Consider the following 19565-nt stretch of genomic DNA (forward strand, 5'->3'; position numbering starts at 1 on the left):
GGTGACCCGGGCCTCAGGCCTCGATGGGGGCGCGCCAGTCGTCGGAGCCGGAGGTGCCGGCGACGGTGTGCTCCCAGTCGATCTTGCGGTAGGCCAGGGAGACATCCATCAGCTGGGTGAACTCGGACTTGTTGATGTCCTGGGCGTGGGGCATGCGCAGGTTGATGTCGACGATGGTGGCGTCGGTCAGGGTGGTGGTGAAGAAGTGCTCCTGCTTGCCCTCCACGGAGGTGCGGTACCACTTCAGCTCGACGTTGGGCAGCATCTCGCCAGAGGCCAGGGCGTTGTACATCAGCGGCACGGCCTTGTTCAGGGCCACGGTGAAGATGAACGGCTTGTGGGCGCGCTGGCCGGAAGGCTGGCCGGACTGCGGGTCGGTGGGCACGGTGACGATGTGCTTGAATTCCTGCACCAGCATCTGGTCCTCGTGGCCCTCGACGTAGATGTTGCCGACGGATTCGGGAGTGAAGGCACCGGCGGTGATGTTGCCCTGGGTCTGGCCTTCGATGCTGATATAGCACGGGGTAGGCATGTGTCTGCTCCTTGACGATGAATGACGATGTCCGATGGACACCCCTGAGAGAGCAGGCGGCATGCCAACCACGTATTAATGCTTTTACTTCATGCGTTTATGAAATTTCGGGGAGAAGTGGCGAAGTTTGATTAGGCAAGAGATTGCCCTCGGGCGGGCAAGGGGTTGCCGCCCGGGCAAGCCCTTGCCCGCCCGGGCAGGGGCAAGGTGACTGACGGCAGGCCCGCGCGGCGCGTCTCAGTAGTTGGGCCAGACGCCGGGGGTGGCCAGTTCCAGGAGGTGGCCGTCCGGGTCCCGGAAATAGAGGCTTTCCCCGCCCCGCGGCCAGTGGGTGCGGCCCTCGATCTCGACGCCGTGGTCGGCCAGCTGGGCCTCCCAGGCTGATAGCTGTTGGGCGGCGATGGCGAAGGCCATGTGCACGCGTCCCTGGCCGTCGTGGGGGGGAATGGTGCCCATGTCGTCCGGCAGGACCACGGTCTCCAGGGTCTCGCCACGCAGGAACACCAGCAGCACCGAGCCGGCACCGGCATCGTAGGCGGTGAAGCGATGATCCGCGGTGAAGGGGGTGAGTCCCATCACGCCCTCGAAGAAGACGCGGGCCCGGGGCATGTCCTCCACGTAGAGAGCCGTTTCCAGCACGCCGTTGAGCTCGGGCATGTCGCGTCCTCCGTATCCGCTGTCGTGCCTTCAGCCTAGCAGCCGCGGTCCGGCCTCAGGCCACTGCCGGGGCCCTGGGCCGGCCCCACTGGCGGCCACCCCTAGGCGGGCCCCCAGAACCACCAGGCGATCAGGGCGATCAGGGCGAGGCCGGCGAGATTGACGATCCAGCTCATGCGGGGGACTCCTGTGGGATGGCCTGGGGGGAGGGCGCGCCGGTGCCCCGGGGCGAGAACAGGCGCAGGCGATTGGCGTTGCTGACCACGGTGATCGAGGACAGCGACATGGCAGCGCCGGCAATCATCGGCGAGAGCAGGGTGCCGGTCAGCGGGTAGAGCACCCCGGCGGCGATGGGAATCCCCAGGGTGTTGTAGCCGAAGGCGCCCACCAGGTTCTGCTTGATATTGGTAAGCGTCGCGCGGCTGATCTCGATGGCGGAGGCGATGCCGTGCAGCGAGCCGCGCATCAAGGTGATGCCGGCACTCTCGATGGCCACGTCGGTGCCCTGGCCGATGGCGAAGCCGACATCGGCCCGGGCCAGCGCCGGCGCATCGTTGATGCCGTCGCCGACCATGCCCACCACCTCTCCGGCGGCCTGGCGCCGCTCGATCTCGGCGTGCTTGTCCTCGGGCAGGAGATCGGCGCGGAAGTCGTCGATGCCGACCTCGGCGGCGATGGCGGCCGCGGTATGGGCGTTGTCGCCGGTGAGCATCACTACCCGCAGGCCATCGGCCTGCAGGCGACGGACGGCCTCGACGGTGTCGTGACGCAGCGGGTCACTGATGCCGAACAGGGCGGTCAGTATCCCGTCGACGGCCAGGTAGACGACGGTGCGCGCCTTGTCTTCCAGCCCGCCGGCGATCTCGCGGCCCGCTGCCAGGGAGACGCCGGCGTTCTCCAGCAGCCGGGCGTTGCCCAGCAGCAGGGGGTGGCCGTCGGCGGTCGTCGCGGTGACCCCGCCGCCGGTGACGGTGTCGAAACCCGTGATCTCGGCGGGGACGATCTCGCGCGCCTCGGCATGGGCCAGCAGCGCCGTGGCCAGCGGGTGCTCGGAGCCCCGCTCGAGGGCCGCCACCAGGGCCAGGACCTCCCGTTCGTCCCCGCCGAGGACCTCGGCCTCGGTGACCCTCGGCTTGCCCTCGGTGAGGGTGCCGGTCTTGTCCACCACCAGGGTGGTGAGCCGGCTGGCGGTCTGCAGGGCGTCGCCGCTGCGCACCAGCACGCCGTGCTCGGCGGCCTTGCCGACCCCGATCATGGTGGAGATCGGCGTGGCCAGGCCCAGGGCACAGGGGCAGGCGATGATCAGCACCGTGGTGGCGGTAACCAGCATATGGATCACCCGGGGCTCGGCGCCGACGTTGAACCAGACAAGCGCGGTGATCACGGCGATGATCATCACCGAGGGCACGAAGATGCTCGACACCTTGTCGGCCAGCTGGCCGATCGGGGGCCGGGAGTTCTGGGCGCTCGCCACCTGCTCGGTGATCTGGCCGAGTCGCGTGTTCGCCCCGACCCGGGTGGCGCGATAGACGAGGCCGCCCTTGCCGTTGACCGTGCCGGCGCTGACCTCGTCCCCTTCGCCCTTGGCCACCGGCAGGGGCTCTCCGGTGAGCATCGACTCGTCGATGTGGCTCTGGCCCTCGACCACCTCGCCGTCCACCGGCAGGCGCTCGCCGGGGCGCACGCGGATCTGGTCGCTCTCGCGTACCGCGTCGATGTCGACCTCGCGCTCCTCGCCGTCGCGGATCACCCGGGCAGTGCGACTCTGCAGGTCGAGCAGTCGCTTGAGGGCCTCGCTGGTGCGGCCTCGGGCGCGCAGTTCCAGGGCATTGCCCAGCAGCACCAGGCCGATGACCATCGCCGAGGCCTCGAAGTAGATGCCTCGTGCCACCTCGGGCAGCGCCGGCCCGACGGCCACCACCGCCATGGAGTAGAGCCAGGCGGTGCCGGTGCCCATGGCGATCAGGGTGTCCATGTTGGCCTGGTGGTGGCGGAAGTTCTTCCAGGCATTGACGAAGAAGTGGCGACCCGGCCCGGCCATGACACCAAGCGTCAGCATTCCTACCAGCAGCCAGTAGAGGCGGCCAGCGCCCAGCGGCTGGGGATGGTAGACGAACATGCTGGCCATCAGCGGCACGGCCAACGCCAGTGACAGGAGGCTGCCCCGGATGCGCCGGCGATACGTCGCCTGGTCCTTCTCCGCCCGGGCCCGTTCTGCCTCGCGCATGTCGACGATGGGCTCGGCCCCGTAGCCGACGTCCTCCACCGCCCGAATCAGGGCGTCGGGGGCTGCATCGCCCCGTACCTGGGCGGTATGGGTGCCGAAGTTGACCTCTGCGCTGAGCACGCCTGGGGTATGCGCCAGGGCCTGCTGCACGCTCTTCACGCAGCTGGCGCAGGTCATGCCGCTGATCGACAGGCGCAAGGTGGTGGCGCTGCCGGTGTCATCGGCCTGCCGGCCGGGCGAGGTAGGTGGTGCCGTCGCCACGGTGGCTCCCTGAGGCGGCTCGTCGTTCTCGGTAGCCTGCGGGCCGGTGCCGTTCGGCGGGTAGCCGGCGGCCTCCAGCGTCTCGTCCAGGTCGGCATCCGCGAGGGTGGTGATGACTTCCAGGCGTTTCTCCGCCGGAGTGCCGGTGACCTCGGCCGTCGCGTCGCGGGCCTGGATCGCCTGGCGCATCCTCTTCACGCAGCCCTGGCAGCTCATGCCGGGGATGGTGCGTGCGTGGCGCTGAGGCGCGGGGCCGGCATCGGCCCGCTGCGGCGGATAGCCGGCCACATCGAGGAGTCGGTCTAGGCTCTCGTCGTCCAGGGTGGTGGTGACCGCCAGGTGCTTCTCGTCAGGCGTACCGGTGACCTCGGCCGTCGCATCATGGGCCTGGATCGCCTGGTGCATCCTCTTCACGCAGCTCTGGCAGCTCATGCCGGGGATGGTGCGCTCGTGGCGCTGAGGCGCGGGGCCGGCATCGGCCCGCTGCGGCGGATAGCCGGCCTCATCGAGGAGCCGGTCCAGGCTCTCGTCGTTCAGGGTGGTGGTGACCGCCAGGTGCTTCTCGTCAGGCGTACCAGTGACCTCGGCCGCCGCATCATGGGCCTGGATCGCCTGGCGCATCCTCTTCACGCAGCCCTGGCAGTTCATGCCGGGAATGCGGCGTGAGTGCTCGAAAGACGCGGTCATGACACCTCCTTGTTCGGCTCCCGGCCTCGAGTGTCCCGGGAGCGACTGAGTGGTTCCGGAAAGCTCTCGATCAACCGGCACAGGCTATGGCCGTCCGGGGTGCCGTCCGGCATGTCGGCCCAAGCGTCGAGGGCCTGTTCCATGCGCGTGGCCAATGCCTCGAGTTCGCGGATACGGGCGCGGATCTCCGGCAGGCGGCTGGCCAGCAGGTCACGCACCAGGGGGCAGGGCGAATCGCCCTGGTCGGCGTGCTCGAGGATCTCACGGATCTCGGCCACCCCGAAGCCCAGGGTGCGGGCCCGCTGGATGAAACGCAGCCGTTCCAGGTCGGTCCCGTCGTAGAGCTGGTAGCCGTTGCCCGGGTTGCGCTCGGGCTGCAGCAGCCCTTCCCGGGTGTAATGACGTACCGTCTCGGCGGTGACGCCGGCCTGGCGGGCGAGTTCGCTGACTTTCATTGCATGGCCTCGTGGGGCTTGGCAGTGCGTGCCAGTGTAAAACCCTTGGGTAACACATAGGTCAAGCACCAGGTGGGGCCGGCCGAGCGTCGGCACCGCTACAAGACTAACTGCTTGAAAAGCTGGGATATCAAACGAACGTGCGACTAAAGTATTAGCAATTATCGGATTAAAACGGGCGTTTGGGCTTGATCCCGCCGGCGGGATTCGCAAACACTGACTTCACCTGACCGCCCTGCGGCAAGAACGACAACAATCCTCCACCAGGAAAGGGATGCCTCGCCATATGCCCTCCAAGTTCAACAAGCTGACCGTTGCCATCGCCCTCGCCTCCGGGGCCCTGATTTCCAGCCAGGCGGTCGCCTCCGGCTTCCAGGTTCGGGAGCAGAGCGCCAAGGCCCTGGCCAACGCCCTCTCCAATGCCGCCGCCGGCGCCGAGGACGCAAGCTTCATGGCCTACAACCCGGCCGCCATCGGTAACATCGATGGCAACCAGGTGGCCGGCGGGGTGAGCTATATCGACGCCACCTTCGAGCTCCACGATGCCCAGGCATCCAACGTGCTCGGCCTGCCCTATACCTCCGACGCCTCGGGCGAGGGGGGCGAGACGGCCGTGGTGCCGAGCTTCGCCGCCAAGACCCAGCTCAACGACCGCTTCGACCTGGGGCTCGCCATCTATGCGCCCTATGGTCTCTCCACCAAGTACGATGAGGACTGGATCGGCCGCTATCACGCCATCGAGACCGAGCTGAAGACGATCGATTTCCAGCCGACCCTGAACTACCGGGCCACCGAGCGCCTGAACCTGGCGGTCGGCCTGCGGGCACAATATGCCGATGCGACCCTGTCGAACGCTACCGACTTTGGCTCGGCTGCCGCCGGGATGGGCAGTCCTCTGGCCACGCCAGGGAGAAATGATGTCATCGGGACCGTCGAGGGTGACGACTGGGGCTATGGCTATACGCTCGGTGCGCTGTTTCAAGTTACCGATAAGACTCGCCTCGGCGCCAGCTATCGTTCGGAAATCGACCTGACCCTGGATGGTGAACTCGACGTCAGGGGAACCGACCCTGTCTCCGAAGCCGCCATTGATGCAGGGGCTGTGACTGGAACCGGTGGTAAGGCTGAGCTAACCACACCGGCCAACCTGAACCTGGGGGTTTACCATCAGCTGACCGATCGTCTGGCGCTGATGGCCAACGCCGAGTGGACCGAATGGAGCAGCTTCGACGAGCTGGTCGTCGAGTTCGAGGATGGACGCGATCCTAGCCGGACCGAAGAGAACTGGGACGATACCTGGGCCTTCTCGGTGGGGGCCAACTACTCCCTGAACCGGCAGTGGATGCTGCGGGCCGGCCTGGGGGTCGACGAGACGCCGGTGCCCAGCGCTGAATACCGCACCCCGCGGGTGCCGGACGCCGATCGCCGCTGGGCGAGCCTGGGTGCGACCTGGATGCCCACCACCAACCTGGGCGTCACCGCGGGCTACTTGCACGTCTTCGGCGACGACGTCGAGATCGACCAGGATGCGACTCTGACCAATGAGAACGCCAGCCGCGGTAATCTCTCCGGTGACTACGAGGTCGAGGCGGACGTCTTCGCCCTGTCGGTGGACTATCGCTTCTGACCCCGTGCCTCGCCCGACGACCAGCACCCCGGCCATCGGCCGGGGTGTTTCGTGGCAAGGCGTGTAAAACCTCAGGCGGCAGTGTCCTCGAGGAAGGCCGCGCGCATCAGCTCCCGGGTATAGGCCTCGCGGGGGGCGCGGAAGAGAGTCTCGGTGGCGCCCTGTTCGACGACTTCGCCCGCCTTCATCACCAGCACGGTATCGGCCAGTGCCCTCACCACGGCCAGGTCGTGGCTGATGAACAGGTAAGTGAGGTCATATTGGTGCTGCAGGTCACGCAGCAGGTCGATCACCGTGGCCTGCACCGAGCGGTCCAGCGCGGAGGTGGGCTCATCGAGCAGCAGGAACTCGGGCTTGAGCACCAGGGCCCGGGCGATGGCGATGCGCTGGCGCTGGCCGCCCGAGAACTCGTGGGGGTAGCGGTGGCGCATCGCCGGGTCCAGGGCGACATCGTTGAGCGCTTCCTGAACCCGGGCGTCCCGCTCGCGTCGGCCGAGTTCCGGGGCGTGCACCCGCAGGCCCTCGCCGACGATCTCCCCGACCGTCAGGCGCGGCGACAGCGAGCCGAAGGGGTCCTGGAAGACCACCTGCATCCGCGAGCGCAGCGGGCGCATGCCCGCGCTGTCCAGCCCCGCGAGGGCGGTGTCGTCGAAGCGGATATCGCCCCGACTGTCGAGCAGCCGCAGCAGGGCGCGGCCCAGCGTCGACTTGCCGGAACCGGATTCGCCGACGATGCCCACGGTCTGCCCCCGGCGGACTCGCAGGTCGATGCCGCGCACCGCCTCGAAGTCGCTGCCGGGGCGGAACAAGCGCTTCTTCAGCGGAAAGCGCACGCGCAGGTCGCGGGCCTCGAGCAGCAGCGGGGCGTCGGCGGGCACTGGCGGCTTGCGCCCATGGGGCTCGGCGTCGATCAGCATGCGGGTGTAGGCATGCTTGGGCGCCGCGAACAGTGCCGTGGTCTCGGCGGTCTCCACGACCTCGCCCTGACGCATCACGCAGACCCGATCGGCGAAGTGACGGACGATGCCGAGGTCGTGAGTGATGAACAGGATGGCCATGCCGTAGCGGCGCTGCAGGTCCTGGAGGAGCGTCAGGATCTGCGCCTGGACGGTGACGTCCAGTGCCGTGGTGGGCTCGTCGGCGATCAACAGCTTGGGCTCGCAGGCCAGGGCCATGGCGATCATCACCCGCTGGCGCTGGCCGCCCGAGAGCTCGTGGGGAAAGCTGTCGATGCGTCGCGCGGGCTCGGGAATGCCGACCTGGTCGAGCAGGTCGAGCACGCGCTGTCGGGCCGGGTCTCCCTTGAGCCCGCGGTGGCGCTCGAGCACCTCGGCGATCTGCCGGCCGATGCGGTGCAGCGGGTTGAGCGAGGTCATCGGCTCCTGGAAGATCATCGAGATGTCGTTGCCGCGCAGTCGCCGCAGGCGCCGGGGCGTGGCGGCGAGCAGGTCCTCGCCGGCGAAGCGGATGGCGCCCCGGGTGCGGGCGAGGTCCGGTAGCAAGCCAATGGCGGCAGTGGACGACACCGACTTGCCGGAGCCGGACTCGCCGACCAGCGCCAGGGTCTCGCCGGAGGCGATGGCGAAGCTGACCTGCTTGACCGCGGGCACGGTGCCGTGGGGCAGGGCGAAGTCGACGCTCAGCCCATCGACCTCGAGCAGTGGTTCTTGCATCTTCCACTCCTGATCTATTGCTTGGTCCTGGATGGACGTGCCGCTCAGTGGCATGAGCGGAGAGGGGGTAGCTGCCGCCGGCAACCAGGCGCTCCAGCGCAGCCATCGATCGGCGCAGCCATCAGCGGGTCTTGGGATCCAGGGCATCCCTCAGCCCGTCGCCCAGGAAGTTGAGGCAGAACAGCGTCAGCGCCAGGAACACCGAGGGCACCAGCAGCATCCACGGCGAGGTCTGCATCATGTCCGTGCCCTCGGAGATCAGCACGCCCCAGCTGGTCAGCGGCTCCTGCACGCCGAGGCCGAGGAAGGACAGGAAGCTCTCGAGCAGGATCACCTTGGGCACGGTCAGGGTGACGTAGACAATCACCGGGCCGATGGCGTTGGGGATCAGGTGGCGGGTGACGATGGTGCGGTCCCTCACGCCCAGCGCATGGGCCGCCTCGATGAACTCGCGGCGCTTGAGCGAGAGCGTCTGGCCGCGCACGATGCGCGCCATGTCGAGCCATTCCACGGCCCCGATGGCGGCGTAGATCAGCAGGATGTTGCGGCCGAAGACCACCATCAGCAGGATCACCAGGAACATGAAGGGCAGCGAGTACATGATGTCGACGAAGCGCATCATCAGGTTGTCGGCGCGCCCGCCCAGGTAGCCGGCGATGGCGCCATAGAGCACGCCGATCAGCAGGCTGACCAGGGTCGCCACCAGCGCCACCGACAGCGAGACCCGCCCGCCGTAAAGGGTGCGGGTGAGCAGGTCGCGGCCGTTGGCGTCGGTGCCGAGCCAGTGGCCGCCCTCCAGTGTCGGGGCGACGTTGAAGGCGTTCCAGTCGACGTCGGCCAGGCCCCAGGGCGTCAGCCAGGGTCCCGCCACGCAGGCCAGGGTGATAATGCTGAGCAGCAGCAAGCTCGCCATGGCGGCGCGGTTCTGCTTCAGCCGACGCCAGGCCTCGCGGCCCAGGCTGTCGCCGGCCGCGCCGGGAGCGGTATCGGGAGACAGGGTATCTGCGGTCATGGCATCAGTCGTCATAGCGGATTTGCGGGTCGAGGGCGGAGTAGATCAGGTCGACGACCAGGTTCAGCAGCACGATCAGGGCGCCGTAGAACACCACTGTGCCCATCACCAGGGTGTAGTCGCGGTTGAGTGCCCCCTGCACGAAGTAGCGGCCGATGCCGGGGATGCCGAAGATCTGCTCGATCACCACCGAGCCGGTGATGATCCCGGCGACCGCCGGTCCCAGGTAGGAGACCACCGGCATCAGGGCCGGGCGGATGGCATGGCGCCAGACCACCAGACGCTCGCTGAGCCCCTTGGCGCGGGCGGTGCGGATATAGTGGCTGCCGAGCACCTCGATCATGCTGGCGCGCATCATCCGGGCGATGTAGGCGATCTGCTGGATCGACAGCGCCAGCACCGGCAGCACCAGGTTGGGCAGGGCGCCGCCGTTCCACCCTCCGGCGGGCAGCCAGCCGAGCAGCACCCCGAAGACCAGCGCCAGCAGCGGCGCGACCACGAAGTTGGGCACCGCGATGCCGGCCAGTGCCGTGCCCATCACCGCGTAGTCGATGGCGCTGTTGCGCCGCAGCGCCGCAGCGATGCCCAGCGGCAGGCCGATGACCAGGGCCAGCAGGATCGCCAGGCCGCCGATCTCGAGGCTGACCGGGAAGCCCTGCAGGATCAGCTCGGTGACGGTGAAGTCCTTGTACTTGAAGGAGGGGCCGAAATCGCCCTGCAGCAGGTTGCCGAGGTAGCGCAGGTACTGTTGCGGCAGTGGCTCGTCCAGGTGGTAGGCGGCATTGAGGTTGGCCTCGATCTCGGGGGGCAGGGCCCGCTCGCCGTCGAAGGGCCCGCCGGGCGCCACCCGCATCAGGAAGAAGGCGATGGTGATCACGATCAGCATCGTCGGGATGGCCTGCAGCAGGCGCTTGAGGGAATAGCTCAGCATGACGGTCGGCTCCTCGGCCCGGGTGTCTCAGGGGCACGGGTCATGGGGTCTCCTCCAGATAGCGCAGGGGGTAAACGTCGAGTGGTGTGATCGGCCAGCTCGGCGCTATTGCCGATCCACCGGGTGATGGCGACGGCATGTGCCGCGCCGAGTCCCGTCAGAACGGCCGGTACCAGGGACGCGCAGCGGTGGGGCATGTCGGCCCCTCTCTTGCCCGCGCCGGGAATGAACCGGAGCGTGGTGCGGCAGCCGCACCACGGGCATTTCCGGCGTCCTGCGCCTATTCGGCGAAGTGGACCCAGCGGGAAGGGTGATCGTCCTCGATGTTGTCCTCCCAGCCGTCGAGGGCCGGATTGACGAGGTTGCGCGACACGTAATAGAGCATCGGGATCAGTGCATGGTCGTCCATGGCCAGTGCCTCGGCCTGCTGCAGCAGCTGCTGGCGTTCGTCGAGGTCGAGGGTCTCGGCGGCCCGATCGAGCAGGGCGTCATACTCCGGATCGGCGTAGGCGCCGTAGTTGTTGCCGACCCCGCTGCGCAGCAGGGTCAGGAAGTTCTCGGCGTCGTTGTAGTCGGCGATCCAGCCGGCCCGGGCGATGTCGAAGTCGCCCTCGGCAATGGTCTGGTAGTGCACCGTGGCCTCGGCATTGATCATCTCGACCTCGACGCCCAGGGGGCGCCACATGGCGGCCATGGCCACGGCGATCTTCTTGTGCTCGTCGGTGGTGTTGTAGCGCAGGCGCAGGTGCAGCGGGGTGTCGGGACCGTAGCCGGCGTCCTCGAGCAGGGCGCGGGCCCGCGCCATGCGTGCGTCCATGTCGCCCTCGAGGGCCATTTCCTGGACCCGGTAGTGGTCGATGCCATCGGGCACGAAGGACAAGGCCGGCTGGAAGGTGCCGCCCATGATCTGCTCGGAGATCACCTCCCGGCGAGTCGCCAGGCTCAGGGCCTCACGAACCTGCGGGTCGGTGGTGGGGTGGCCCTCGCGATGATTGAACACATAGTAGTAGCTGCCGAGGTAGGTGCTCATGTGGGTGGCGTCGGGCAGCTGCTCCCTGAGCAGCTCGTACATGCTCGAGGAGTACTCCCGCATGATGTCGAGCTCGCCGGCGCGAAAGCGGGAGACGCCGGCATTGCGGTCCTCGATGGTGTGGTAGGTCACGCCGTCCAGGGCCACGGCGTCGGCGTCGTAGTACTCGGGGTTGCGCTGCACGGAGATGTGCGACTGCGATACCCACGCCTCGGGGGTAAAGGCGCCGTTGGTGACGATATGGTCGAGGTCGACGTAGTCCTTGCCGTGAGCGTCGAAGGCGTGCTTCGGCGCCGGGTAGGCGGTGTAGTGGGTCAGCAGCTGGGTGAAGTAGGGCGTGGGGCTCTCGAGGGTGACCTCGAAGGTGCGGCCGTCGTCCCGCGCGGCCACGCCCAGTGCCTCGGGGGGCTGCTGGCCGGTGTTGACCGCCTCTGCGCCGACCACCGGGTAGAGCATGTAGGCGTACTTGGAGGCGTTGGCGGGGTCGAGCAGGTGGCGCCAGCCGAACACGAAGTCCTCGGCGGTGACCGGCTCGCCATCCGACCAGGCGGCGTCCTCGCGCAGGTGGAAGGTGTAGGTGAGACCGTCCTCGGAGACCTCCCAGGAGGTCGCCATGCCGGGCAGGATCTCCCCGTCCGGCCCCTTCTTGACCAGGCCCTCGTAGACGTCCATCAGGATCTGCGATTCCCAGATTCCCCCGGAGACCTGGGAGGTGTCGAAGGAGGCCAGCTCGCCGGTGACGCCGATGTCGAGGGTCTCGGCGCCGGCGGGCAGAGCCAGGCAGGTGGAGGCGAGCAGCAGGGGGCCGACGGCGAGGCGTGGCGTGAACATGGTGCACTCCTTGGCTTGTGGTTGTTTTGAGTCCTTGGCCATGACGGCCATGCCTTCACCATGTCCAAGCCGCCGCTCGCGGTCTATTCGAAATTGCGCATGAGATCATCCACTAATTCGATATCCCCGGCCTGGCGCCCCCGAGAGGATGGCCGCTGACGCCGCATTTCGCTACAATGCCCGTCTTTTCTCCGCCGTCGGTGCCAGGGCGCCGGCGCGCGCCTCATCTCTGTCAGATTCAGGCGAACGCCATGCTGGAAACCAATCCGATCAACCACCTCATCAAGGACCTGTCTGAGCGGACAGATGTCCTGAGGGGGTACCTTTGACTATGCCGAGAAGAAGGATCGGCTAGAGGAAGTCACTCGCGAGCTCGAGGACCCCAACGTCTGGAACGACCCCGACTATGCCCAGAAGCTGGGCAAGGAGCGGGCGGCCCTGGAAATGGTGGTCGCGACCATCGACGAGCTGGATCAGGGGCTGGCGGATAGCGCCGACCTGCTGGAACTGGCCGAGATGGAAGAGGACGAGGGCACCGCCGAAGAGGTTCAGCGCGAGCTGGAAGGCCTGCAGGCCAGCCTCGAGAAGCTCGAGTTCCGTCGCATGTTCTCCGGCGAGATGGACGAGAACAACGCCTATCTCGACATCCAGGCGGGCTCCGGCGGCACCGAGGCCCAGGACTGGGCCAACATGCTGCTGCGCATGTATCTGCGCTGGGCCGAGCATCACGGCTTCAAGGCCGAGATCACCGAGCTCTCCGCCGGTGAGGTCGCCGGCATCAAGTCGGCCTCGGTGCATGTCCAGGGCGAGTACGCCTTCGGCTGGTTGCGTACCGAGACCGGGGTGCATCGCCTGGTGCGCAAGAGTCCCTTCGACTCCGGCGGCCGGCGGCACACCTCCTTCGCCTCGGTGTTCCTGTCGCCGGAGGTGGACGACAGCTTCGAGATCGAGATCAACCCGTCGGACCTGCGGGTCGACACCTATCGCTCCAGCGGCGCCGGCGGTCAGCACGTCAACACCACCGATTCGGCGGTGCGGATCACCCACGAGCCCACCGGCATCGTGGTGGCCTGCCAGAGCCAGCGCAGCCAGCACGCCAACCGCGACTTCGCCATGAAGCAGCTCAGGGCGAAGCTGTGGGAGCACGAGATGGAGAAGCGCAACGCCGCCAAGCAGGCCGCAGAGGACTCCAAGGCGGACATCGGCTGGGGCAGCCAGATCCGCTCCTACGTGCTGGACGACCAGCGCATCAAGGACCTGCGCACCGGCGTGCAGTCGAGCAGCTGCGACAAGGTGCTGGACGGCGATCTGGATCAGTTCATCGAGGCCAGCCTCAAACAGGGCCTTTGATCTCCTTGCCCCGCGACGCGCCGGGCGGTCTCCGTCCGGCGCGTCTTGCGTAGCCACTCATTTCACAGGTAGCGACATGGCCAATCAGGACATTCCCCAGGACGAGAACCGTCTGATCGCCGAGCGCCGCGCCAAGCTGGCCGAGCGCCGCGACCGGGCCGCCGAGCAGGGCGGCAGTGCCTTCCCCAACGACTTCCGGCGCGACAGCCAGGCCGCCGAGCTCGACGCCGAGCTCGGCGACAAGGACAAGGCCGAACTCGAGGCCCTGGGGCGTCGGGCAGGCGTCGCCGGGCGGATCCTGCGCAAGCGCGGCCCCTTCATCGTCATCCAGGACGCCTCCGCCCAGATCCAGCTGTATGTCGACAAGAAGGGCCTGCCGGCCGAGATCCTCGAGGACATCAAGGGCTGGGACATCGGCGACATCGTCGCCGGCCGCGGCCCGGTGCACAAGTCGGGCAAGGGCGACCTCTACGTGATGATGGAGGAGGCGCGGCTGCTGACCAAGAGCCTGCGTCCGCTGCCCGACAAGTTCCACGGCCTGACCGACATGGAGGCGCGCTATCGTCAGCGCTATGTGGACCTGATCATGAACCCCGACTCGCGGCGGGTCTTCGAGACCCGTGCCGGGGTGATCAGTGCCATGCGCCGCTTCTTCGAGGATCACGGCTTCATGGAGGTCGAGACGCCGATGCTCCAGCCGATTCCCGGCGGCGCCACGGCCCGGCCCTTCATCACCCATCACAATGCGCTGGACATCGACATGTACCTGCGCATCGCCCCCGAGCTCTACCTCAAGCGCCTGGTGGTGGGCGGCTTCGAGCGGGTCTTCGAGATCAACCGCAACTTCCGCAACGAGGGGCTGTCCACGCGGCACAACCCCGAGTTTACCATGATCGAGTTCTACCAGGCCTATGCCGACTACCGCGACCTGATGGATCTCACCGAGGCCATGCTGCGCGAGGTGACCCGCCAGGTGCTGGGCACCACTACCGTGACCAACACGGTGCGCGACGCCCAGGGCGAGGTGCTGGAGACCTACGAGTACGACTTCGGCCAGCCACTGCGCCGCCTGAGCGTGTTCGACGCCATCCTCGAGTACAACCCGGACATCCACGCCGAGTCGCTGGCCGACGAGACCGCGGCACGGCAGATCGCCGAGCGCCTGGATATCGACGTCAAGGACGGCTGGGGGCTCGGCAAGGTGCAGATCGAAATCTTCGAGAAGACCGTCGAGCATCGCCTCCAGCAGCCGACCTTCATTACCGAGTATCCCACCGAGGTCAGCCCGCTGGCCCGGCGCAAGGACAGTGATCCCTTCGTCACCGAGCGCTTCGAGTTCTTCGTCGGCGGCCGCGAGATCGCCAACGGCTTCTCGGAGCTCAACGATGCCGAGGACCAGGCCGAGCGCTTTGCCGCCCAGGTGGCCGAGAAGGAAGCCGGCGACGACGAGGCGATGTACTACGACGCTGACTATATCCGCGCCCTGGAGTACGGCCTGCCGCCTACCGCCGGCGAGGGTATCGGCATCGACCGGCTGGTCATGCTGCTCACCGACAGCGCCTCCATCCGGGACGTGCTGTTGTTCCCGGCGATGCGTCCGAGCGGGGACTGAAGGCGCTGCGCGGGGATTCGCTTGGCTCAGGTACAAACTCGTACATTCCGCCAGCGAATCCCCGCGCGCCTGGCCTGGACCTGGCTCGCCGCCCTCCGCTTGCTTCGCAGGTGTCCGCTCAGCCCCGCATCCGGCAGATAGGTCGGGAAGTGTTGGTAAGGGGCGCCCCTTGCGCCCATAATGGCAGCGTTTCGACGTCGAGGAGACCGTGATGAAACTGCTCAACCGCTCCGCCCTGAGCGTCAGGCCGACCCAGCACTTCGTCGACTGGATCAATGCCCTGGAACCCACCGTGGGTGACGACGACCTGTCCCTCGCCGATGTCGAACGGGAAAGCACCATCTACCTGATCCCGGAGATGGACACCCCCGAGGCCCTGGAGGGCTTCGTCCGTGAGCGCTACCTCGAGATCCTCGAGACCGAGCTGCGGGCCTGGGAAGAGGACGAGCGCCAGTGGCCGGAGGCTCTCGACTGGGCGCTGTTCCAGCGCTTCCTGCGCTTCGAGCACAGTTACCTGGCCATCGACCTCGACGACGAGGTGGCCCTCGAAGTTGCCGACGTGGACGATAACCTGCTGCTGGAAACCGATCAGGACTGATCCCGCCGACCGCCGTCCGTGATCTCGAGAAACCGGCTGCGGCCGGTTTCTTTGTCACCGATGAATCACTATGAGAAGACTCTTCACGACACGTCCCGGCGACGACGGCCTGCCGGGTCCCGAGCGCCGTCAGGCCGTGCTGGCGCTGGTCCTCGGCACCACCATGGCGGTGGTGGATACCACCATGGTCAACCTCGCCCTGCCGTCCATCGCGGCCGACCTGGGGCTGGCGCCCGCCCGGGCTGTCTGGGTGACCAACCTCTTCCAGGTGGTGTGTGCCGCCTTCCTGCTGGTGTTCGCCGCCCTGAGCGAGCTGGTCAGTCGCCGGCGGCTCTATGTGGCAGGGCTGGCGCTGTTCGTGGTGGCCTCGCTGGGCAGCGCCCTGTCGCGGGAGTTCGAGACCCTGCTGGTCTTCCGCGCCCTGCAGGGGGTGGCGGCCGCCGCAACCCTGTCCATCGGACCCTCGCTGTACCGGGCCATCTTTCCCTCCCGCCTGCTGGGCAGCGCCCTGGGGCTGAGCGCCCTGGTGGTGGCGTCGGGCTATGCTGCCGGGCCCGCCATCGGCGGGCTGGTGCTCTCTGTGGCCGATTGGCCCTGGCTGTTCGCCTTGCCCGTGCCGCTGGGGGTGGGGGCCCTGGTGCTGGCCTGGCGGGCGCTGCCGCGGGAGGCCGGCCGTCCCGGCGGGTTCGATATCGGCGGCGCGCTGCTGTCGATGACCATGCTGGCCTGCGTGTTCGTCGCCATGGATCGTGCCGGCCACCAGGCGCCGCTCGGCCAGACCCTGGCCTGGCTGGCAGCCAGCGTGGTCGCGGGGGGGCTGTTTATCGGTCGCCAGCGTCGGGCGCCGCATCCGCTGCTGCCGTTGTCGCTGTTTGCCGAGCGGCGCTTCAGTCTGGCGGTCTCGGCCTCGGGGCTGGCCTTCGTCGGCCAGGGCCTGGCCTTCGTGGCGCTGTCCTTTCTCTACCAGCGGGAGATGGGCTTCTCGCCCCTGGAGACCGCCTGGCTGTTCACGCCATGGCCGCTGGCGATCATGGTGGTGGGGCCCCTGGCCGGACGCCTGGCCGACCGGGTCAACCCCAGCCTGCTGTCCTGCGGGGGTCTCGGGGTGCTGATGCTGGCGCTGGCGACCCTGGCCTGGCTCGACACCGATGCCGGCGTGGTTGACTGCCTGTGGCGCACGGCGCTGTGCGGGCTGGGCTTCGGTCTCTTCCAGCCTCCCAACAACCGCGAGTTGATGGCCAGTGTGCCGCCCGAACGAAGCGCCAATGCCTCGGGGGTCATGAGCACCACCCGCACCGTGGGCCAGTCGCTGGGCGTTGCCCTGGTGGGTGCCGGCCTGGCCGCCGGCGCGCCGGTGCAGGCCACGCTGTGGGGCGGGGTTGTCGCTGCCGCGCTGGCGCTGCTGGCCAGCCTGGGGCGCGTCTCGCTGGCCGCCGAGGCGCTGCGTGCCCGTCGTCGTGCCGCGGCCGAACGCGTACAATGATGCCATCATTCACCATCGGGAAGCCGACATGAGCACCCAGTCGACCATCGAACACAAGCTCCAGGCCCTCGAGCCCACCTTCCTGGCGGTGGAGAACGAGAGCCACATGCACAATGTGCCGCCGAACTCCGAGACCCACTTCAAGGTGACCCTGGTGTCGCCCCGCTTCGAGGGCATGATGCCGGTGAAGCGCCACCAGCAGATCTATGCCTTGCTGGCCGATGAGCTCGCCGGGCCCGTGCATGCCCTGGCACTGCACCCCTACACCCCCGCGGAATGGCAAGCCCGCGGAGCGGACCGCCCCGACTCACCGAACTGCCGGGGCGGCGGACGTTCGTGACCACCGAGCCCCAGCGGCTGCAATACCTGGAGGCCATGGGCCTGACGGCCTGGACCGCCCGCTACCGGCTGCCCAATGCGCGGGCCACCGAGGCCTGTGACTGGGCGCTGCCGGTGCCGGAGGAAGGCGTCCGCCAGGCCCCCGGGGCGCGTCTGCATGCGCTGCTCGAATCGCCCGCCGAAGCGACGCCGGCCCCCCCGGCGAGCGAGCCGAAGGCCCGCCAGCGGCCGCCCGCCGGGTCGGCCAAGGCCCGGGCTCTGCTCGGCGACATCGTGCCCGGGGCTGAGGGCGACGCCGGGACCGGGCCCGCCGAGGGCGAGGCGGCCACGCCCGGGGCAGAGGCCCAGCAGGAGCCGCTGCGCTTTTCCCTGCAAGTCGCCTGCCTGGACGGTCGCTGGCTGGTGATCCTGCCCCGCGAGGCTGCCCCCGGCGTCGTGGAGCTCCGCCTGCTGGCGAACCTGCTGCGCGCCGCCGGGGTGGTGCCGGAAAAGCCGCCGGCCTTCGAGGCCTTTCACTGGCCCCAGGTCGAGGGGCTGCCGGTCCAGGCGCCTCTCGAGGAAGCGGGGGAAGGGCTTCAGGCCTTCCTGGCCGGCCGCCGTCGCCGTGGCTGGGCGCCGGAACGGCTTCTGATCTTCGGCGAGGGGGGCGCCCTGGCGCCGCTGCTGGCGCTCCAGGATGGCCATTGCCCGCTGCTGGACCTGCCGGCCTGGCAGGGACCGGCGTTGACCGAGCTGGCCGGCAGCGCCGCGGCCAAGCGGGCCCTCTGGCCGAGCCTGGCCGATTGGCGCCGGGCCTGGCTCGGCGAGCCTGACGATGCCTGAGCGGCGGCTGCGCCGCCTGACGGGCGCGGACCTGGTGGCCCTGGACGCCCTGGAACGGGCTGGCCAGGGACAGCCCTGGCCGACCGCCCAACTCCAGGCGGCGCTGGCTTCACCGGATCATGCGGTGCTCGGGGTCGAGGCGGCGGAGTTGGTCGGTCATGCGGTGGTCGCGCGACAACCCTTCGATGCCGAGCTCGAGACTATCCTGGTGGCGCCGGCCCATCGAGGGCGCGGCCTGGCGGGCATGCTGCTGCGTGGGGTGATCGAGCAGGCGCAGGACTGGGGGTGCGAGCGACTGCTGCTGGAGGTCCGGGCGAGCAATGCCCCGGCGATCGCGCTGTACCGCCGGGCGGGGCTGGTCGAGGACGGGCGCCGGCGCGGCTACTACCCACCGCTGACCGGCACCGTGCGGGAGGACGCCCTGCTGATGTCACGCCCGCTCGGCGGGGCGTGACGCGGCGTCAACCCGGCTCGCGCTCGGTCTCGACCTCGTCGAACTTGCCCAGCAGGGCGGACAGGCGGCGCTCCCAGTCCTCGCGTTCCTGCTTGAGGCGGGCGTTTTCCTCGCGCAGCTCCTCCGCTTCCATCTTCATCAACTCCAGGGCCTCGACGGCGCTGGAGACCTTCTGTTCGAGCTGGTTGAAGAGTTCGATGCTCATCCGTATCTCCTGACGATATCCTGCTGGGCCGGGCCTGGCCCGTGAAAGGCGTCCTGCAGCGGCAGCGTAACGCCGCGGGCGGGCCTCAGCAAGCGTCGCCCTCGGACGACTCCCCGGCCCCGCCGGTGCGCCGGTACAGACGCCCCGTGCTGTCCCCGGCGCGCACCTCGCGATGCAGTGTCCAGGTCGCCGGCACCTCGGGGCTGAGCGTCGCTTCCGTCTCCAGGTAGATCCAGGCGTCCTCGGTCAGCCAGCCGGCCTCCAGGGCGGCACAGCAGTCGCCCGCGAGCCCCTGGCGGAAGGGCGGGTCGACGAAGGCCACGGCGAAGGGGCGAGAGGGCGGGGAGGCGAGGAACGGCCGGACATCGGCGGTGATCACCTCGGCCTCCCGGATGCCGAGGGTGGCCAGGTTGTCGGTCAGCGCGCCGGCCACCCGCGGATCGCGCTCCACCAGCACGGCCTCGGCGGCGCCCCGGGACAGCGCCTCGATGCCCAGGGCGCCGGTGCCGGCGAACAGATCCAGCACCCGTGCCCCGGGGATGGCGCCGGTGAGCCAGTTGAACAGGGTCTCGCGCACCCGGTCGGGGGTCGGGCGCAGGCCGGGGCTGTCGAGCACCGGCAATAGGCGGCGGCGGAAGTCGCCACCGATGATGCGCAGCTTGCCGCCGCCCCGCTCGGGGCGGCGGGACGGGCGTGAGGATCGGGGGGAGGGGCGGCGTCGGGTCATGGGCGCCGATTGTAACGGCCGGCTTGTCCACAGTCATGGTGCGCGATGGTAG

Annotated in this window: 18 protein-coding genes; 8 read left to right on the top strand and 10 right to left on the bottom strand. The window is 68.6% G+C overall.

Translation table 11 applies throughout. The annotated features are described in order from the left end of the window. Window positions 1–13: 13 nt before the first annotated feature. From EKG36_RS10540 to EKG36_RS10555, 4 genes are all read right to left on the bottom strand, one after another. The gene (locus EKG36_RS10540; RefSeq protein ID WP_126483821.1) at window positions 14–532 is read right to left on the bottom strand and encodes an Hcp family type VI secretion system effector; all 519 of its coding nucleotides are present in this window, start codon (window positions 530–532) and stop codon (window positions 14–16) included. A gap of 237 nt (window positions 533–769) precedes the next feature. Beyond that, window positions 770–1189, bottom strand: a complete 420-nt coding sequence (locus EKG36_RS10545; protein WP_126483823.1) for a VOC family protein — start codon at window positions 1187–1189, stop codon at window positions 770–772. Window positions 1190–1361: 172 nt separating this feature from the next. Then, complete coding sequence (locus EKG36_RS10550) at window positions 1362–4364, bottom strand: heavy metal translocating P-type ATPase (protein ID WP_126483825.1); 3003 nt, start codon at window positions 4362–4364, stop codon at window positions 1362–1364. Further along, window positions 4361–4819, bottom strand: coding sequence for a MerR family transcriptional regulator (locus EKG36_RS10555; RefSeq protein ID WP_126483827.1), 459 nt, complete (start codon window positions 4817–4819; stop codon window positions 4361–4363). Before EKG36_RS10555 ends, EKG36_RS10550 begins: the two co-directional genes overlap by 4 nt. Window positions 4820–5093: 274 nt before the next feature. On the opposite strand from EKG36_RS10555, the gene EKG36_RS10560 reads away from it, so the two are divergent. Further along, the gene (locus EKG36_RS10560) at window positions 5094–6446 is read left to right on the top strand and encodes an OmpP1/FadL family transporter (protein ID WP_246007489.1); all 1353 of its coding nucleotides are present in this window, start codon (window positions 5094–5096) and stop codon (window positions 6444–6446) included. A 71-nt stretch (window positions 6447–6517) separates the two neighbouring features. On the opposite strand, the gene EKG36_RS10565 is transcribed toward EKG36_RS10560, so the two are convergent. From EKG36_RS10565 to EKG36_RS10580, 4 genes are all read right to left on the bottom strand, one after another. Further along, window positions 6518–8119, bottom strand: coding sequence for an ABC transporter ATP-binding protein (locus EKG36_RS10565; protein ID WP_126483829.1), 1602 nt, complete (start codon window positions 8117–8119; stop codon window positions 6518–6520). A 121-nt stretch (window positions 8120–8240) separates the two neighbouring features. After that, on the bottom strand, window positions 8241–9131 hold the full coding sequence (locus EKG36_RS10570; protein WP_246007490.1) for an ABC transporter permease subunit: 891 nt from the start codon (window positions 9129–9131) through the stop codon (window positions 8241–8243). A gap of 4 nt (window positions 9132–9135) precedes the next feature. Next, complete coding sequence (gene oppB, locus EKG36_RS10575; RefSeq protein ID WP_126483833.1) at window positions 9136–10062, bottom strand: oligopeptide ABC transporter permease OppB; 927 nt, start codon at window positions 10060–10062, stop codon at window positions 9136–9138. 280 nt (window positions 10063–10342) lie between these two features. Further along, window positions 10343–11923, bottom strand: coding sequence for a peptide ABC transporter substrate-binding protein (locus EKG36_RS10580; RefSeq protein ID WP_126483835.1), 1581 nt, complete (start codon window positions 11921–11923; stop codon window positions 10343–10345). Between the two features lie 251 nt (window positions 11924–12174). Here EKG36_RS10580 and prfB point away from each other — a divergent pair. The 7 genes from prfB (at window position 12175) to rimI (ending at window position 18581) form a co-directional block, all read left to right on the top strand. After that, window positions 12175–13273 (top strand): peptide chain release factor 2 gene (gene prfB / locus EKG36_RS10585; protein WP_342774443.1). Its coding sequence is split into 2 segments (ribosomal slippage): window positions 12175–12249 and window positions 12251–13273, totalling 1098 coding nucleotides; the frame shifts between segments, so codons are not numbered across the junction. A gap of 76 nt (window positions 13274–13349) precedes the next feature. After that, window positions 13350–14885, top strand: a complete 1536-nt coding sequence (gene lysS, locus EKG36_RS10590) for a lysine--tRNA ligase (protein WP_126483837.1) — start codon at window positions 13350–13352, stop codon at window positions 14883–14885. A 211-nt stretch (window positions 14886–15096) separates the two neighbouring features. Continuing rightward, window positions 15097–15483 carry a hypothetical protein gene (locus EKG36_RS10595; RefSeq protein WP_126483839.1) on the top strand — a complete coding sequence of 129 codons (387 nt, stop codon included), beginning with the start codon at window positions 15097–15099 and terminating at the stop codon, window positions 15481–15483. A gap of 70 nt (window positions 15484–15553) precedes the next feature. Further along, the gene (locus EKG36_RS10600) at window positions 15554–16966 is read left to right on the top strand and encodes an MFS transporter (RefSeq protein ID WP_126483841.1); all 1413 of its coding nucleotides are present in this window, start codon (window positions 15554–15556) and stop codon (window positions 16964–16966) included. A 28-nt stretch (window positions 16967–16994) separates the two neighbouring features. Beyond that, window positions 16995–17306: a BolA family protein gene (locus tag EKG36_RS10605; RefSeq protein ID WP_126483843.1), complete on the top strand. Its 312-nt coding sequence runs from the start codon at window positions 16995–16997 to the stop codon at window positions 17304–17306. Next, on the top strand, window positions 17303–18127 hold the full coding sequence (locus EKG36_RS20935; RefSeq protein ID WP_126483845.1) for a hypothetical protein: 825 nt from the start codon (window positions 17303–17305) through the stop codon (window positions 18125–18127). The genes EKG36_RS10605 and EKG36_RS20935 overlap by 4 nt, the downstream gene beginning before the upstream one ends. Beyond that, window positions 18120–18581 carry a ribosomal protein S18-alanine N-acetyltransferase gene (gene rimI / locus EKG36_RS10615; RefSeq protein WP_126483847.1) on the top strand — a complete coding sequence of 154 codons (462 nt, stop codon included), beginning with the start codon at window positions 18120–18122 and terminating at the stop codon, window positions 18579–18581. The genes EKG36_RS20935 and rimI overlap by 8 nt, the downstream gene beginning before the upstream one ends. 7 nt (window positions 18582–18588) lie before the next feature. On the opposite strand, the gene EKG36_RS10620 is transcribed toward rimI, so the two are convergent. Continuing rightward, on the bottom strand, window positions 18589–18786 hold the full coding sequence (locus EKG36_RS10620; protein ID WP_126483849.1) for a cell division protein ZapB: 198 nt from the start codon (window positions 18784–18786) through the stop codon (window positions 18589–18591). 85 nt (window positions 18787–18871) lie between these two features. Continuing rightward, window positions 18872–19513, bottom strand: coding sequence for a 16S rRNA (guanine(966)-N(2))-methyltransferase RsmD (gene rsmD, locus EKG36_RS10625; protein WP_126483851.1), 642 nt, complete (start codon window positions 19511–19513; stop codon window positions 18872–18874). Window positions 19514–19565: the final 52 nt, after the last annotated feature.

Origin of the sequence: Halomonas nitroreducens (genome assembly GCF_003966155.1) — a bacterium.
Lineage (GTDB): Bacteria > Pseudomonadota > Gammaproteobacteria > Pseudomonadales > Halomonadaceae > Halomonas > Halomonas nitroreducens.